At 62.3% G+C, this 14,263-nt stretch carries 12 protein-coding genes; 7 read left to right on the top strand and 5 right to left on the bottom strand.

What is annotated here, in order from left to right:
• Together RA302_RS10460 and RA302_RS10455 are read left to right on the top strand one after the other, a co-directional pair.
• Positions 1–810: an FAD binding domain-containing protein gene (locus RA302_RS10460; protein ID WP_060938629.1), complete on the top strand. Its 810-nt coding sequence runs from the start codon at positions 1–3 to the stop codon at positions 808–810.
• Positions 807–3,518 (top strand): molybdopterin cofactor-binding domain-containing protein, encoded by a 2,712-nt coding sequence (locus tag RA302_RS10455; RefSeq protein ID WP_338480528.1) that lies wholly within the window; start codon positions 807–809, stop codon positions 3,516–3,518. Before RA302_RS10460 ends, RA302_RS10455 begins: the two co-directional genes overlap by 4 nt.
• Here the strand turns inward: RA302_RS10455 and lat are convergent.
• Entirely contained in the window at positions 3,515–4,843 is a 1,329-nt protein-coding gene (lat, locus tag RA302_RS10450; RefSeq protein WP_338480526.1) for an L-lysine 6-transaminase, read from the bottom strand. The two genes, RA302_RS10455 and lat, sit on opposite strands and share 4 nt — an antisense overlap.
• 66 nt (positions 4,844–4,909) lie before the next feature.
• Positions 4,910–5,374 (bottom strand): Lrp/AsnC family transcriptional regulator, encoded by a 465-nt coding sequence (locus RA302_RS10445; protein ID WP_019747732.1) that lies wholly within the window; start codon positions 5,372–5,374, stop codon positions 4,910–4,912.
• A 30-nt stretch (positions 5,375–5,404) separates the two neighbouring features.
• On the opposite strand from RA302_RS10445, the gene RA302_RS10440 reads away from it, so the two are divergent.
• Positions 5,405–6,721 carry a VOC family protein gene (locus RA302_RS10440; RefSeq protein ID WP_338480523.1) on the top strand — a complete coding sequence of 439 codons (1,317 nt, stop codon included), beginning with the start codon at positions 5,405–5,407 and terminating at the stop codon, positions 6,719–6,721.
• Positions 6,718–8,223 carry an aldehyde dehydrogenase family protein gene (locus RA302_RS10435; protein ID WP_338480521.1) on the top strand — a complete coding sequence of 502 codons (1,506 nt, stop codon included), beginning with the start codon at positions 6,718–6,720 and terminating at the stop codon, positions 8,221–8,223. The genes RA302_RS10440 and RA302_RS10435 overlap by 4 nt, the downstream gene beginning before the upstream one ends.
• Here RA302_RS10435 and RA302_RS10430 read toward each other — a convergent pair.
• Genes RA302_RS10430 through RA302_RS10420 form a run of 3 tightly spaced genes read right to left on the bottom strand, consistent with a single transcriptional unit; the run spans position 8,174 to position 11,377 of the window.
• On the bottom strand, positions 8,174–8,959 hold the full coding sequence (locus tag RA302_RS10430) for an alpha/beta fold hydrolase (RefSeq protein WP_211917041.1): 786 nt from the start codon (positions 8,957–8,959) through the stop codon (positions 8,174–8,176). The two genes, RA302_RS10435 and RA302_RS10430, sit on opposite strands and share 50 nt — an antisense overlap.
• The gene (locus RA302_RS10425; protein WP_338480517.1) at positions 8,956–10,020 is read right to left on the bottom strand and encodes a 2-oxoglutarate and iron-dependent oxygenase domain-containing protein; all 1,065 of its coding nucleotides are present in this window, start codon (positions 10,018–10,020) and stop codon (positions 8,956–8,958) included. Before RA302_RS10425 ends, RA302_RS10430 begins: the two co-directional genes overlap by 4 nt.
• Positions 10,001–11,377 carry a nucleobase:cation symporter-2 family protein gene (locus RA302_RS10420; protein WP_338480515.1) on the bottom strand — a complete coding sequence of 459 codons (1,377 nt, stop codon included), beginning with the start codon at positions 11,375–11,377 and terminating at the stop codon, positions 10,001–10,003. The genes RA302_RS10425 and RA302_RS10420 overlap by 20 nt, the downstream gene beginning before the upstream one ends.
• A gap of 134 nt (positions 11,378–11,511) precedes the next feature.
• On the opposite strand from RA302_RS10420, the gene RA302_RS10415 reads away from it, so the two are divergent.
• The 3 genes from RA302_RS10415 to RA302_RS10405 are packed head-to-tail and all read left to right on the top strand — an operon-like array spanning position 11,512 to position 14,263.
• The gene (locus RA302_RS10415; RefSeq protein ID WP_003940980.1) at positions 11,512–12,075 is read left to right on the top strand and encodes a cupin domain-containing protein; all 564 of its coding nucleotides are present in this window, start codon (positions 11,512–11,514) and stop codon (positions 12,073–12,075) included.
• Positions 12,076–12,132: 57 nt separating this feature from the next.
• Positions 12,133–13,137, top strand: coding sequence for an acyl-CoA dehydrogenase family protein (locus RA302_RS10410; protein WP_020907059.1), 1,005 nt, complete (start codon positions 12,133–12,135; stop codon positions 13,135–13,137).
• Between the two features lie 34 nt (positions 13,138–13,171).
• Entirely contained in the window at positions 13,172–14,263 is a 1,092-nt protein-coding gene (locus RA302_RS10405) for an N-formylglutamate amidohydrolase (protein WP_020907058.1), read from the top strand.

Raw genomic sequence — 14,263 nt, 5'->3', positions numbered from 1 at the left:
ATGGATCTGCACAGCGTCGACGAAGTTCTGGTGCCGCGGACCCGCTCCGAGCTCCCCTGTGCCTCACCCGGTATCGGGTTCATCGGCGGCGGCACCTGGCTGTACTCGGAACCGCAGCCGCACCTGACCACTCTTGTCGACCTTGCGGGCTTCGACTGGAAAGCTGTCGTGGTCGGCGATCTCGGTCTCGAAATCGCGGCCACCTGCACCATCGAGGAACTGTGCCGCGCCGGTCTTCCCACCTCATGGTCCGCCGCAGCGCTGTTCCAACACTGCGCTGACGCACTGCTCGCATCGTGGAAGGTGTTGCGATACGCGACCGTCGGCGGCAACATCGCGCTCTCCTTCCCGGCCGGAGCGATGACGACTCTGTGCACCGCTCTCGATGCCGAACTGACGATCTGGCGTCCGGACGGTACCGAATACTCAGTCCCCGTAGTCGATTTCGTCATCGACGATTCTCGCAACGTGCTCGGCCCCGGCGAGATCATCCGCAGTATCCGGATTCCCGTGCATGCACTGACCGCACGTACCGCGATGCGAAAACTGGCACAGACGTCACTCGGGCGATCGGCCGTAGCCGTTGCCGGACGCTGCGGTGCCGACGGTTTCACACTGGCGATCACCGCCGCGACCCGCCGTCCGTACGCTCTGAAATTCGACGAACTCCCCGACGCCGCTGCACTTGCGGATGCGTTGCACAGCAGGATTCCGGAAGACGCTTACTTCACCGATGTCCATGGAACTGCGCCGTGGCGGAAGGCGATGACTGACCTTCTCGCCGAAGAAATCCGAGGTGAACTGGAATGAAGTACTCGGTGGACGGAGTTCCCCGCGACGACCAGCCCCGCCCAGGACAGTGCCTGCGAACCTTCCTCCGCGAGCACGGAGCGAACTCCGTCAAGAAGGGGTGCGATGCCGGAGACTGCGGCGCCTGCTCGGTTCTGGTCGACGGACACCCCACCCATTCGTGCATATTTCCCGCCCACCGCCTCGGCGGCCGCGACGTCGTCACCGCCGCCGGCCTCGGAACACCGGAGAAACTTCACCCCATTCAACAGGCATTCGTGGACGCCGGTGGATTCCAATGTGGTTTCTGTACAGCGGGAATGGTAGTCACCGCATCAGCGCTGTCGGTCGAACAAAAATCCGATCTCGCGTGCTCGATGAAAGGTAACCTGTGCCGTTGCACCGGTTATCGGTCCATTCGTGACGCCCTCGCGGGTACATCCAATACCGAGACCGCCAAAACAGGCGGGGCACAAGGGCGTTCCATCGCAGCCCCGGCGTCCGCACGCATCGTCACGGGGACCGAGCAGTACACCATGGACTTCTCCCCGGGTGAGAAGCCGATCGGCCTGCTTCACGTCGCAGTACTCGGCAGTCCGCACGCACACGCACACATAACCCGGATAGACACGGCAGCAGCGGAAGCGGCGCCGGGCGTCGCCGCGGTCCTCACCTTTCAGGACAGTCCGGACGTGCTGTTCTCGACCGCCCGGCACGAGGACCGCAACGACGATCCGGACGACACGCGGGTGTTCGACAGGACCGTCCGTTTCCGCGGCCAGCGAGTCGCCGCGGTCATCGCCGAAACCCCGACGCAGGCGGAACGTGCACTCTCGCTGATCGAAGTCGACTACGAGGTACTCGACGCGGTATTCGAACCAGATCTGGCGCGTTCCCCCGGCGCTCCGCTTCTGCACGGCGACAAAGACGAGAGCTCGCGGATCGCAGAAGTCCCTCGCAACGTGGTTGCCGCGCTTCACGCTGGTGTCGGCGATCTGGACCGTGCGCTCGCGGATGCCACTGCAGTCGTCGAAGGTACGTGGAAAACTGCGCGAGTCCAGCACGTGGCCTTGGAAACTCACGGCGCAGTGGGGTGGCTCGACGAGGACGGCCGTCTCGTCATCAGAAGCAGCACACAGGTGCCGTTTCTGGTTCGGGACGAATTGGCGCACATCTTCGATCTCGATCGCAGCCGAATCCGGGTGTTCGCCAAGCGGGTCGGTGGAGGCTTCGGCGGGAAGCAGGAACTACTCACCGAAGATCTGGTCGCACTCGCCGTCCTGCGAACGGGTAGGCCCGTTGCTTACGAGTTCAGCCGCAGCGATCAGTTCACCATCGCACCGTCACGGCACCCGATGCGAGTTTCGGTTCGCGCCGGCGCCGATGCCGACGGAACTCTCACTGCACTGGCCATCGACGTCCTTTCCGACGCCGGGGCGTACGGGAACCATTCGATCGGAGTCATGTTCCACGGTTGCGCCGAATCCATGGCGGTCTATCGCGCTGCAACCAAACGCGTCGACGCCGAAGCGGTCTACACGGACAACGTTCCGTCCGGCGCCTTCCGTGGTTACGGGCTCGGCCAGATCATCTTCGCCGTCGAGTCGGCCATGGATCAGCTCGCTGATCGTCTCGGCATGGACCCCTTCGAGTTTCGGCGGCGAAACGTCGTCGTACCCGGAGACGATTTTGTCGACTGGCACGTCGAGGACGGTGATCTCGAATTCGGCAGCTACGGACTGGACCAGTGCATCGACCTCGTCGACAGTGCACTGTCGAGCGGACGCGGGGAGGCTGCACCGGCAGGGTCGCGTTGGCAGATCGGCCGGGGCATGGCAATTGCCATGATCGCGACGATCCCGCCGCGTGGTCACTTCTCCGACACCACTGTCGCACTCGAGGCCGACGGTCGGTACGTGGTGAACATCGGCACCGCTGAGTTCGGCAACGGAACCACCACGATTCACCAACAGATCGCGGCCACCGAATTGCGGACGACAGTCGATCGCATCACGATTGTTCAATCCGACACCGATGCAGGCGGATACGACACCGGAGCATTCGGGTCGACGGGAACGGTGGTCGCCGGCAAGGCGCTCCTGATCGCCTGCGAGCGCCTTCGCGAGCGAATACTGACCCGTGCGGTGCGATTGAGTGGCCGCGGCGCGCAGATCGACGATCTTTCGCCGGACGGGGTCGAAACGTCCCACGGTTGCCTCGATTTCGCGACGCTACTCGAAGGTGGCCCGCTCGCCGCTGACGGTCGCCACGACGGAACACCGCGCTCGGTCTCGTTCAACGTTCACGGTTTTCGCGTTGCCGTCGACACGGATACCGGCCGGGTGAAGATCCTGCAGTCGGTTCAGGCCGCCGATGCCGGCACCGTCATGAACCCGGCACAACTGCGAGGGCAGGTGGAAGGCGGTGTGGGACAGGCCCTCGGCGCTGCACTGTCGGAGGAAATCGTCATCGAAGAAGGCCGAGTGATCAATCCTCAGCTACGCAATTACCACGTTCCACAGATCGGAGATTTGCCGATCACCGAAGTACTGTTTGCCGACACGTACGACAAACTCGGGCCTTTCGGCGCAAAATCGATGAGTGAGGCCCCCTTCAATCCGGTAGCACCGGCGTTGGCAAACGCGATAGCCAACGCGTGTGGAGTGCGTATGTACTCCACACCGATGACACCGGATCGAGTGTGGAGCGAACTCCAGGCCAGAGCCTAGACTTCGCGCTCGAGCACTCGCTCGACTGCGTCGACCGCGTCGTCCAACTCACCGGTGGTCACCGTCAGCGCGGGACGGAATCTGATTCCTCTCTTCCCGGTTGGCAGTATCATCACATGCTCGTCTTCTCGCAGTCGCTGGACGACGCGATCACGAAGGTCACTGTCCGCCAACGTAATCGCGCACATCAGACCACGACCGCGCGGCTCGGTCGCCGCCGCGTAGCGCCCGCAGACTTCGGTCAACCGGGCAAGGAGATGCGCACCCGTGAATCGCGCGCGGTCGATCAGTCGGTCCTGCTCGATGACTTCGAGTATCCGCCGGGCGCGCACCATGTCGGTGAGGTTGCCACCCCACGTCGAATTGATCCGGGAACTGACGTGAAACACATTGTCGTGCACTTCATCCACTCGACCGCCGGCCATGATGCCGCACACCTGCGTTTTCTTACCGAAGGCCACCACATCCGGATGCAATCCCAATTGCTGATAGGCCCAAGCGGTTCCGGTGATTCCGCATCCCGTTTGCACCTCGTCGAGAATGAAGAGGGCGTCATTCTCACGACACAGCTCTTGCATCGCCTGCAGGAATTCCGGCCTGAGGTGATGGTCACCGCCTTCGCCTTGGATCGGCTCGGCGATGAAACAGGCTATATCGTCGGGGTTGTCGGAAAACGCTCGGCGCGCTTGCTCGAGAGCTTGCCTCTCCGCAGCTTCGACATCGCGACCGTCTGCGAGATACGGCGAGTCGATCCGGGGCCAGTCGAACTTGGGGAATCTCGCGACCTTGCCCGGTTCGGTATTGGTGAGCGACATCGTGTATCCGCTACGACCGTGGAAGGCCTCGGTCAAATGCAGGACCTTCGTCCCCAGATCGCTTGACAATCCACGGCTTTCGTTCAACCGACTCTTCCAGTCGAAGGCAACCTTGAGCGCATTTTCCACCGCAAGTGCCCCGCCGTCCACGAAGAACAAATGTGGGAGCGCCGAATCCCCCAGGACCCGAGCGAAAGCCGCAACGAAGCGCGCCATAGGCTCGGTGTAGATGTCGGAATTACTCGGCTTGTTGGAGGCGACAACGGCCAATTCCTGCTGGAATTCCTCGTCGTCGGCGATCGCCGGGTGATTCATCCCCAGGGCGGAAGAGCCGAAGAAACCGAACATGTCCAGAAACTCGGTGCCGTCTCGCAGGTCGCGGAGATACGAACCCTGCGACCTTTGCAGATCGAGAATCAGATCGAATCCGTCGACGAGAATGCTGGCCTTCAGCACCTCGTAGACCGGAAAGAGCGCACTGTCACCGAAGTCTCGCATCGCAGTACTCATACTGCGAAGATTATGTCAATTTTACGAAAGTGTCGATAGGAAGCCGCAAAAGTTACGGAACACCCGTCATTCGTCGTAAAAAGTTTGTAGGATGATGGTGCTTCGCGTGTTGACGTTGGCTGCCGTACGGATCTCCTGCAGCAATCGTTCCAACGCGCGAGGTGACGCCACCCGGACCAGGAGGACGTAGCTTTCGCTCCCGGCCACGGAGTGACACGAGACGACGGCCGGTAGATGACGCAAGCGAGCAGGCGCATCGTCGGGCTGCGAAGGATCGAGAGGAGTGATGGCGACAAATGCGGACAGATTATGACCGAGTGCCTCCGGATCGATCTTCGCCGAGTAGCCACGGATCACCTTGCGAGACTCCAATCGACGCACTCTCGACTGGACTGCAGAGATCGAGAGTCCTGCCTTCTCAGCAAGACTCGCGAGAGTGGCACGGCCGTCCAAGACCAATTCACGCATCAAAAGTCGATCGGTTTCGTCGACCGGAACCCCGGCAGCGTCACTGGTTTCTGTTTCTCGCACCTGCGAAGGCTAACGCAATCGGACATTCGTATGGTTGAAACCTGGGAGCTACGTGCACGGTTCGCAGCGGCCCTCGCCAAGATGTATGGCGACGAGGTCCCCGCTTACAACACCTTGGTAGATGTAACGATGCAGGTGAACCGCGATTTTGCCACCGAACACCCGGATTCGGCGGAGCGCCTGGGCAGCCTGGCGAGAGTCAGCGCCGAGCGTCACGGCGCCATCAGACTGGGGACTCTCGACGAACTACGTGACGTAGCCACCGTCTTCGGCGGATTCGGTATGTTTCCGGTCGGCTACTACGACCTCCGGCTCACCGACTCCCCCATTCCCGTTGTCTCGACGGCGTTTCGCCCCACCGAACCTGCCGAACTCGCCCGGAACCCGTTCCGTGTTTTCACTTCGGTACTGACCGGCTCCGATTCCAGGTTCTTCGACACCGACCTCGAGCGTCGGATCACCGGGTTCCTGCGTCGCCGCACCCTGTTCTCTCCAGAGCTTCTGCAGTGGGCACGGCAAGCGAACCGCGAGTTCGGCCTACCGGAGCCCGAGGCGACACAATTCGTCGAAGCGGCGACCTCGGCGTTTCGGCTCGGCACCGATCCCATCGACGCCGGTTGGTATCGCGAACTTGCCGCGATCTCACCTGTCGCCGCAGACATCGCCGGCCAGGGCTCGACACATGTCAACCACCTCACCCCGCGAGTGCTCGACATCGACGAGTTGTACCGCCGAATGACCGAGCGCGGCATCACCATGATCGACCGCATCCAAGGCCCGCCGAGATGGAATGGACCGCCACTGCTTCTGCGGCAGACGTCGTTTCGCGCACTCGCCGAAGACAGACGTTTTCGCCGGCCGGACGGAACGGTCACCACAGAACCTGTCCGCGTCAGATTCGGCGAGGTCGAGGCACGCGGAATCGCGTTGACCCGCAGCGGGCGTGCAATCTACGAGCGACTGATCGCAAGGCCCGCGGACGCCGACTGGGACAGCGAATTTCCGCACACCGAGGACGGACTCGACGACGCGGGGTTGGCGTACTTCACGTACCGAAACGAAGGAACTGTTGTCGTCCGCGACCCGATCGTCTACGAGGACTTCCTACCGGCGTCCGCGGCCGGGATCTTCGCGTCCAATCTCGATTCCGTGACCGGATTCGTTTCCGATGCGCCCGGCGCCGAATACGGGCAGGATCGATTGGAGGGCGCCATCGACCGCACCATCGAAGATCCGTTCGAGCTGTACCGCGCACAACAAGAGGCATCACGTGCCCTGCTTTCTCCCGCCAACAACCACTCCCGCCTACAAACACTCCCGCCTTCTAACACAGAGGACTCCCCGTGAACCTGCCTGATCCTTCGAGCCTCGCCGATCGCGCCGAGAGAGCCCTCGCTGCCTGCGGTGTCGAGTGGCCCGCCGGTGATCTGAGCGCACACACGCCGATCACCGGCACACAGCTGCGTACGGTCCGGCAGCACTCCGGCCGAGAGGTCGACGACGCCGTCGAGGCGGCTCATCGAGCGTTCCTCACCTGGCGCACCGTCCCCGCTCCGGCGCGCGGCGCGGTCGTGCGGCGGCTGGGCAGCCTACTGACCGAGCACAAGGAGGATCTCGCGGAGATCGTGACGCTGGAGGCAGGCAAGGTCACCTCGGAAGCTCTCGGCGAGGTACAGGAGATGATCGACATCTGCGAGTTCGCGGTCGGTCTCTCCAGGCAGCTCTACGGGCGCACCATGCCGTCCGAACGTCCCGGCCACCGGTTGTCGGAAACGTGGCACCCGCTCGGCGTTGTCGGGGTCATCTCTGCGTTCAACTTTCCGGTAGCGGTGTGGTCGTGGAATACCGCCATTGCTCTGGTCTGCGGCGACTCCGTCGTCTGGAAGCCTTCGGAAACCACTCCGTTGACCGCTCTGGCATGTCATGCACTCCTGCGACGTGCGCTCGCGGATTGTGAAGCACCGATCGACGTGCACCAGTTGGTCGTCGGCGGACGTGACGTCGGTGAGGCGCTGGTGGACAACCCACTCGTGGCCTTGGTCAGCGCCACGGGTTCCGTGCGGATGGGCCGCGCCGTGGCTCCGCGGGTCGCCGCGCGCTTCGGACGAAGTCTTCTGGAGTTGGGTGGGAACAACGCCGCAGTCGCCACGCCGTCGGCGGATCTCGAGCTTGCCGTGCGCGGAATTGTCTTCTCCGCCGCGGGAACTGCCGGGCAGCGCTGCACCTCACTGCGCCGACTCATCGTTCACGAGTCGATCGCCGACAACGTCGTCGACCGCATTGCGTCCGCGTACGCGCAACTCCAGGTCGGTAGTCCCTTCGATTCCGGTGTTCTGGTCGGACCGCTGATCAACGAAGCCGCGTACGAGGCAATGCAGAAGTCCCTCTCGGCCGCGCGCGGCGACGGCGGAACCGTGGTGTGTGGCGGTGATCGCGTCGGCGAATCCGGGTTCTACGTGACACCTGCTCTCGTTCGCATGCCCGCACAGACCGAGGTGGTACGGGCGGAAACATTTGCACCCATCCTCTATGTCTTGACCTACACCGACTTCGACGACGCTATTGCGCTGCACAACGGTGTACCTCAAGGACTTTCATCCTCGATCTTCACACTCGATCAGCGAGAAGCAGAGCGCTTCCTCGCCGCCGACGGCTCCGATTGCGGCATCGCGAACGTGAACATCGGAACGTCCGGTGCGGAGATCGGCGGCGCATTCGGCGGCGAGAAGGAGACGGGCGGCGGACGCGAATCGGGTTCGGATTCATGGAAGGCCTACATGCGCCGAGCCACCAATACCGTCAACTACTCGGACCAGTTGCCGCTGGCTCAAGGCGTCGAGTTCGGCTGAACGCGTTCTGGGCAAAATCGGCGATCGCTTCGATCAACTCCGGGAGCGTCGACAACTGCGGGGCGTGGTCGGTGTCCAGGCTGACCACCTGGGCACCGGGAACAAGTTTTTGCATTGCACGTTGAGCTTCGATCGGCACGGTTCGATCGAGCGTGCATTCGACATACAAACGCGGGACGGTTCCGAATCGTTCTTCCGTCCAGACGGGTGCCATCAGGCGGGCCGACTCCAGTTGTGGAACGAGCATGCGGGCGGCGAAGATCGCATCAGCCACCGGCGCTTCGTGGAAGAACACAGCGGCACCGGCTTCGGGCGGAACCACCGTCGCATTCCCGTCGTCCACGGGGACCAACCAACGTGAGATCCCGACCGGACTTGCCAGACCGACTTCGATGCAGAGCATCCCGAAGTCCATCTGAGATGGAAGCATCATCCCCGCGACGTACACAAGACCCGTTACCCGCAAAGGCAGCAACTCAGCCACCTGTGAGGCCACGATGCCTCCGCCGGAGTGACCGACGAGGGTGCACTGCCCGTCCAAGGACTCGACAACTGCCACAACATGTTCGGCAACTACGTCGAGATCGATCACGTCGTCTGGGTTCCAACTTCCCGAGCCTGGAAGCTCCACCACAACGGGATTGAAGCCGGCCGATTTCAGTGGGCCACACACACGATCCCAGACCCAACCGCCAGCCCACGCTCCGTGGATGAGGACGATGTTCCGTGCACTCACTGCTTGATCTCGAGCTCTGCAGCCGAAAGTACCCGAGCCGCCTCACGACCTGCGGCGGCGTTGGACTTTCCCTGCCTCGACCCGGCCAATTTGGCCTTGATGTGATCGCGAACGGTAATGGATTCGTACTCCAAGCCGGAGTCGTCCTGAAAACTCGGCAGAGTCGCAATCACCGCGTCGACGTTTCCGTCGTGGAAGAAGGCCGCCGATCGCCGACGCTTGATGGTGCCGTTCACCACCGGAGGCGCAACTCGGTGCAGCGTGGACATCCACCTGTCGTTGGTCAGTCGCGCGGTGAGATCCCCGAGATTGACCAGTAGCGCGCCGTCGACCGGCCAGACATCGTGCCAGCGTCGGTCGCTCCCGAGTACTTGCAAACCTTCGACCTGATCCGCCCACAGCACGGTGACCAGCCCGAAATCGGTATGTTCGCCCATACCCTTCAACTCACCGTCCAATGTCACCGTCCCTTCGGGTAATGCGTAGTTGTTCATCCGCAGTACGTCGATGGAATGATCGGTGATCGACTCGAAGAATCCTGGGGTCAGACCGAGCGCATCTTCGAAAATGGTGGTCAGTGTGCGTGCCACCCGCTCGCCATGGGCATAGTAATTCTCCACTCGTTCCGTGAAACCTGGCACTGCGGGCCACAGATTGATTCCGTAATCATCCTCCGACAGTTCGAGTTCGGTGAATGATCTGGCTTCGGTTCCGACGTTGAAGGCCTCGAAGAAGTCATTCATCCGAGTCGCGGATTCGACGCCGAGGCTCAAGCTCAGCGACTCGCTCTTGGGCGGGCTGTACCCACGATTCGCGCCCTCGATTCGGTAGCCCGACTTCGTCTCCATCGGCAGTCCGAAGAAGTCGTCCATGGCTTCGGCGAGGCCGGAAGAAACATCGGTCGGAACACCGTGGCCCCGAATCTGGATGAAACCGACAGTCCGACAGGCATGGTCGACTTCGGCGGCCACTCGCGCCTTGTCCTGGTCGGCACCACCGAGCACGTAGGGCGAGATGTCGATGACGGGAACTTCGAAGGGATCAGAATGGGACTGTGACACTGGCGTCTCCTGCAGAGCTGGTAGCGGGTTCAGGAAGGCTCTCTCGCGATCGCCTCGCGAGTTCACCGAGTCGGGTGTGATTGAACAGCAGATTGAGTGAAAAGGCAGAGGCCGCAGCCAACGTGATGCCGCTACCGAGGAGGATCTGAGCCGAGGAGGGGAATCGCTCGAACATCCCCTCCGCAAATTCCGGCAGAATACCGATCCCCACCGATACGGCGGCGATCGTGGTGTTGATCGGGTCACTGAGATCGACCTTGCGCAGTGTGTTGATTCCGACCACGGCGACAGTGGAGAACAAGATGATTCCGACGCCGCCGACCACCGGATCAGGCAGGGCTGCAACCACTTCACCCATTCGCGGGATGAGGCCGAGAACGATCAGAATGGCACCGCTGGTAGCGGTCACGTACCGGCTGTACACCCGGGTCGTGGCAACGGCGCCGACATTCTGCGAGAAAACGGTGTCGACAAAGGCATTGAAGATTCCGCCCAGAACTCCCGACATGCCGTCGGCCACCAGCCCGCGTGCGAGATCTGCTTTTTTCAAAGGCTTTCCGGTGATCTCGCTGACCGCCAGCATGCTCGCCGTCGATTCTGCGAAGACGACTGCCATGACGATACTCATCGCCACCACGGCGGTGACGGGAAACTCCGGAGCGCCGAAGTGGAACGGCATCGGGAAGCCCACCCAGGCCGAGCCGCCGACGCCACTCAGATCGATCAGACCCATCGGGATGGCGATCACGGTACCGATCACCAGTGCCATCAGTACACCGAGTTGCGTCCACATCCCGCGACCGAGGCAGATGAACGCCACCGCGACCACAACGACTGCGGCAGCCAGCGCCAGGTTCTTCGGATCGGCGAACGACGGGGAGGTCGGGTCGTTTCCGACGATCAGTCCTCCCGCGACACCGATCAACGAGATGCCGATGACTGTGAGGACGACGCCGGTGACCAGGGGTGGGAAGTATCGGACGATTTTGGCGAACGGAACGGCCAACGCTATGCCGACCACGCCACCGACCAGCATGGACCCGTACACGGCCTGCAGGCCGTACTCCTTGGCGATCAGAATCATCGGCGTCAGCCCGGCGAACGTCGCACCGCAGACGATCGGCAGGCGGACACCGGCAACCTTGCCGACGCCCAGGCTCTGAATGATCGTGATGATGCCTGCAACGAGCAAGTCCGCACTGATCAGCATCGCGACCGTGCTGCGGTCCAGCCCGACTGCGGCACCGAAAACCAGCGGAACCGTGATGCAACCGGTGTACATGATGAGGACGTGCTGAAGAGCAAAAGCAGACTGGCGGGCAATGGGGAGCCGCTGGTCGACTGGATGGATGGCCATGCGCCGATCTCCGTCCGAAGCTGGAAGTGTTTCGTGTACGGGACTATTCAGCACGTCGATAATTTCTTACCGTGGTCGAATTTGTTTCGTCTGTGTAATCAAAACTTTCACCAGAGCACTGCTATCTTCGGCACATGGACGACGACCAGAGAGCGATAGCGACCGCAATCGGGGCAGCCGTGCGGACAGCGAGAAAAGAAGCCGGTTTGACGTTGCGTGAGGTTGCCGTGAAGTCAGGGTTGTCGCAGCCATTCCTGAGCCAAACCGAAAACGGGCACGCAGTACCCAGCGTCATGAACCTTCATCGCCTCGCGCAATCGCTCGGCACCACGGCGCACTCACTCTTGGCACAGGGCGAGCGAACTCCGTCCAGCCTCGTCCGCGCCGGCGAGGGGCGAACCTTCGAACTGGCACACGATTCGGTGATCCGATTCTGCTCGACCGGTTCACGGACCATGGAACCCAACGAGATCACGGCAGCACCTCACTCCGAGGCAGGTGAGCACACCGAGCATGCCGGCGAAGAATTCATTCATGTTCTCGAAGGATCTGTCGAGGTCGAGGTCGGGCTGGACGAGCATCACGTTCTTCATGTCGGCGATACCCTCCTCTACACCTCGACCATCCCGCATCGGTGGTTCAATCGCACCGCTGCAGTTGCGAGATTCCTCATCGTGAGTTCACCGCCGTCCTTCTAGATACGCCACCGCTGCAGTTCCACACCACAACCCCGGCTCACGGCTTACCCTGACAGCGTGACCAAGTGGCCGGAACTTGCGCGTGAGATCGCCGATACCGTTCTGTTTCCCGTCGCCGACAGCGTCGACGCCGACGGAGAAATCCCCAGCAGCCATTTCGACGCGCTCGCCGCCGACGGCTTCTACGGCATCGCCGCCCTCGGTGAGGGTGGCCCCAGCAGCGAAGAACTGGTCGAGGTCCTCGAAACCTTGTGCGGCGGTTGCCTCGCGACGACGTTCACCTGGATGCAGCATCACGGCGTCGTCGGAGCCCTGGCAGCGAGTACCAATACGTCTCTGCGCGAACAATACTGGGACGGTCTGGTTTCCGGCACGATTCGCGGTGGGGTTGCCTATGCCGGCGCCATCCCCCGCCCACCGCTCCTGTGGGCGAAGCGGGTGAACGACGGCTACGTCCTCGACGGGATCGCACCCTTCGTCACCGGTTGGGGCATCGTCGATGTTCTCTTGGTGTCGGCGCGCGACGAGTTCGACAATTCCATCGTTCATTCCGTCGTACCGGTGGGCGAGGCCCCGGGTCTGACGATCGAGGAGCTTCCACTGATCGCGGCGCGCGGGAGCAACACCGTCCGAATCGTGTTCGACGCTTTCGAAATTCCCGATACCGACGTCTGTGCTGTCGTCAGCGACGAACAGTTCCAGAGCACCCAACTCCCCGGCTTGTGGCTCAACGGCGCGATGGCCATGGGCATCACCCGCCGCGCCGTGACCGAACTCGCGGATCTGGGAGTCGACGCCGACGCGTTCGAAGAACAAGCCGCCCGGGCGCGCGCCGATCTCGATGCAGCACTGCGCGGCGGCGGCGACATGTCGGCCGCACGCGCCCGCGCATCGGAACTTGCGATACGAGCATCGGCCGCGCTCGTCACTGCGACCGGAAGCCGCGCCCTCGTCGGCAGCAACACCCCCGAGCGGCTCATGCGAGAAGCCACCTTCACTCTTGTCGCGGCTGGTCGACCGGAGATCAAGACAGCTCTCGTGGAACGACTCAGCGGATACTGAGTCCGCACGGTTGCACTCGATTACGCTGGGGCTCATGACCAGTGGAGAACCAGTACTCATCCCGGCCGGAACCGTGTTCACGCCGGAGGACCTGACGTTCTATGCCGATCGCGACTCCCGCAGTCTCGACGACGCCATCGCCGAAGCCGACCTTCTTGTCAGTTGCCCACACTCGGGTTCCGCGATTCCAGCAGAACTCTCACGTTTTCTCGCACCCGAGTTCACACAGCGGCTGCAATTCGACTTCACCGACATGTCCACCAGTCCCATCGTGCGCCGTTGGGCCGAAATAGATTCGCGCATCGTGTACGTGGAGAATCCGCACCCTCGCATGATTCGCGATCCCAACCGTGCGAAGCCCGAAAACCTGGAAGCGTCACTGCGCGAAGCCTTCGCCCGCGTCCACAAGGCCGGTGCAGGCAACAAGGCAGACCTCACCGGCGTCGACGCAGTTCGCCCTGTCACGTTCTCGTTCTACCCCCTGTTGCTCGAGCCGACCGACGACGCGGGCTGGAAGAACCTCGCCGAGACCTTCACCGAGACAGCCGAACACGGTTTGGGTGTCTACGAAAGAACTCGCGACGCACTGATCGAAGGCATGGTGGAGAAGAGCTTCGAACTCGGTCGATCGTTCACGACGTTGTCGTTCCACGACACGATGAACCACACCACCCGGCGGGACGGCGCCGTCAATGTCGAACGGCCGGAAGCAGATCGACTCCCCGACGTCGTCGCACTCTCCAATCGTGGCGACCACCACGGCAATCGACGCGGCGACAATCCCGTGACGATGGATCCGGAGCTCATTCGCACACTTGCGGTCTCACATCGCAAGGGATTTCAGGTCGACGATCCAGATGCCGTCGCTCTCAATCAGCCGTACCTCGGCAGTTTCGAAATCATCCGAGCCGGAGCCAGATTCGCCGAATTGAGCGCCCGCGCCGCCGAAGCCGGGATCACGTTGAGTGCGGTTCAGGCCGAATTCAAACGAGAATTCCTACTGGGGAACGAACTGGCCGCATACATCATGAAACCCGGCCTCGACTGGCCTACACCCGACGCCGAACGGGTGGACCAGCTCGCCCACGCGTGCAAGGCGAGCTGGGACCACTACCGCAACAGCTGA

Source organism: Rhodococcus sp. DN22 (assembly GCF_036669995.1).
GTDB classification, from domain to species: domain Bacteria; phylum Actinomycetota; class Actinomycetes; order Mycobacteriales; family Mycobacteriaceae; genus Rhodococcus_F; species Rhodococcus_F erythropolis.
The sequence above is the reverse complement of the archived record's forward strand: the minus strand, read 5'-3'. Positions and strand labels throughout refer to the sequence as shown.

Bases quoted from the DNA above. Each gene is read 5' to 3' on its own strand.
- RA302_RS10405 (WP_020907058.1), top strand. From the start codon at position 13,172: ATGACCAGTGGAGAACCAGTACTCATCCCGGCCGGAACCGTGTTCACG.
- RA302_RS10460 (WP_060938629.1), top strand. From the start codon at position 1: ATGGATCTGCACAGCGTCGACGAAGTTCTGGTGCCGCGGACCCGCTCC.
- RA302_RS10415 (WP_003940980.1), top strand. From the start codon at position 11,512: ATGGACGACGACCAGAGAGCGATAGCGACCGCAATCGGGGCAGCCGTG.
- RA302_RS10440 (WP_338480523.1), top strand. From the start codon at position 5,405: ATGGTTGAAACCTGGGAGCTACGTGCACGGTTCGCAGCGGCCCTCGCC.
- RA302_RS10455 (WP_338480528.1), top strand. From the start codon at position 807: ATGAAGTACTCGGTGGACGGAGTTCCCCGCGACGACCAGCCCCGCCCA.
- lat (WP_338480526.1), bottom strand. From the start codon at position 4,843: ATGAGTACTGCGATGCGAGACTTCGGTGACAGTGCGCTCTTTCCGGTC.
- RA302_RS10420 (WP_338480515.1), bottom strand. From the start codon at position 11,377: ATGGCCATCCATCCAGTCGACCAGCGGCTCCCCATTGCCCGCCAGTCT.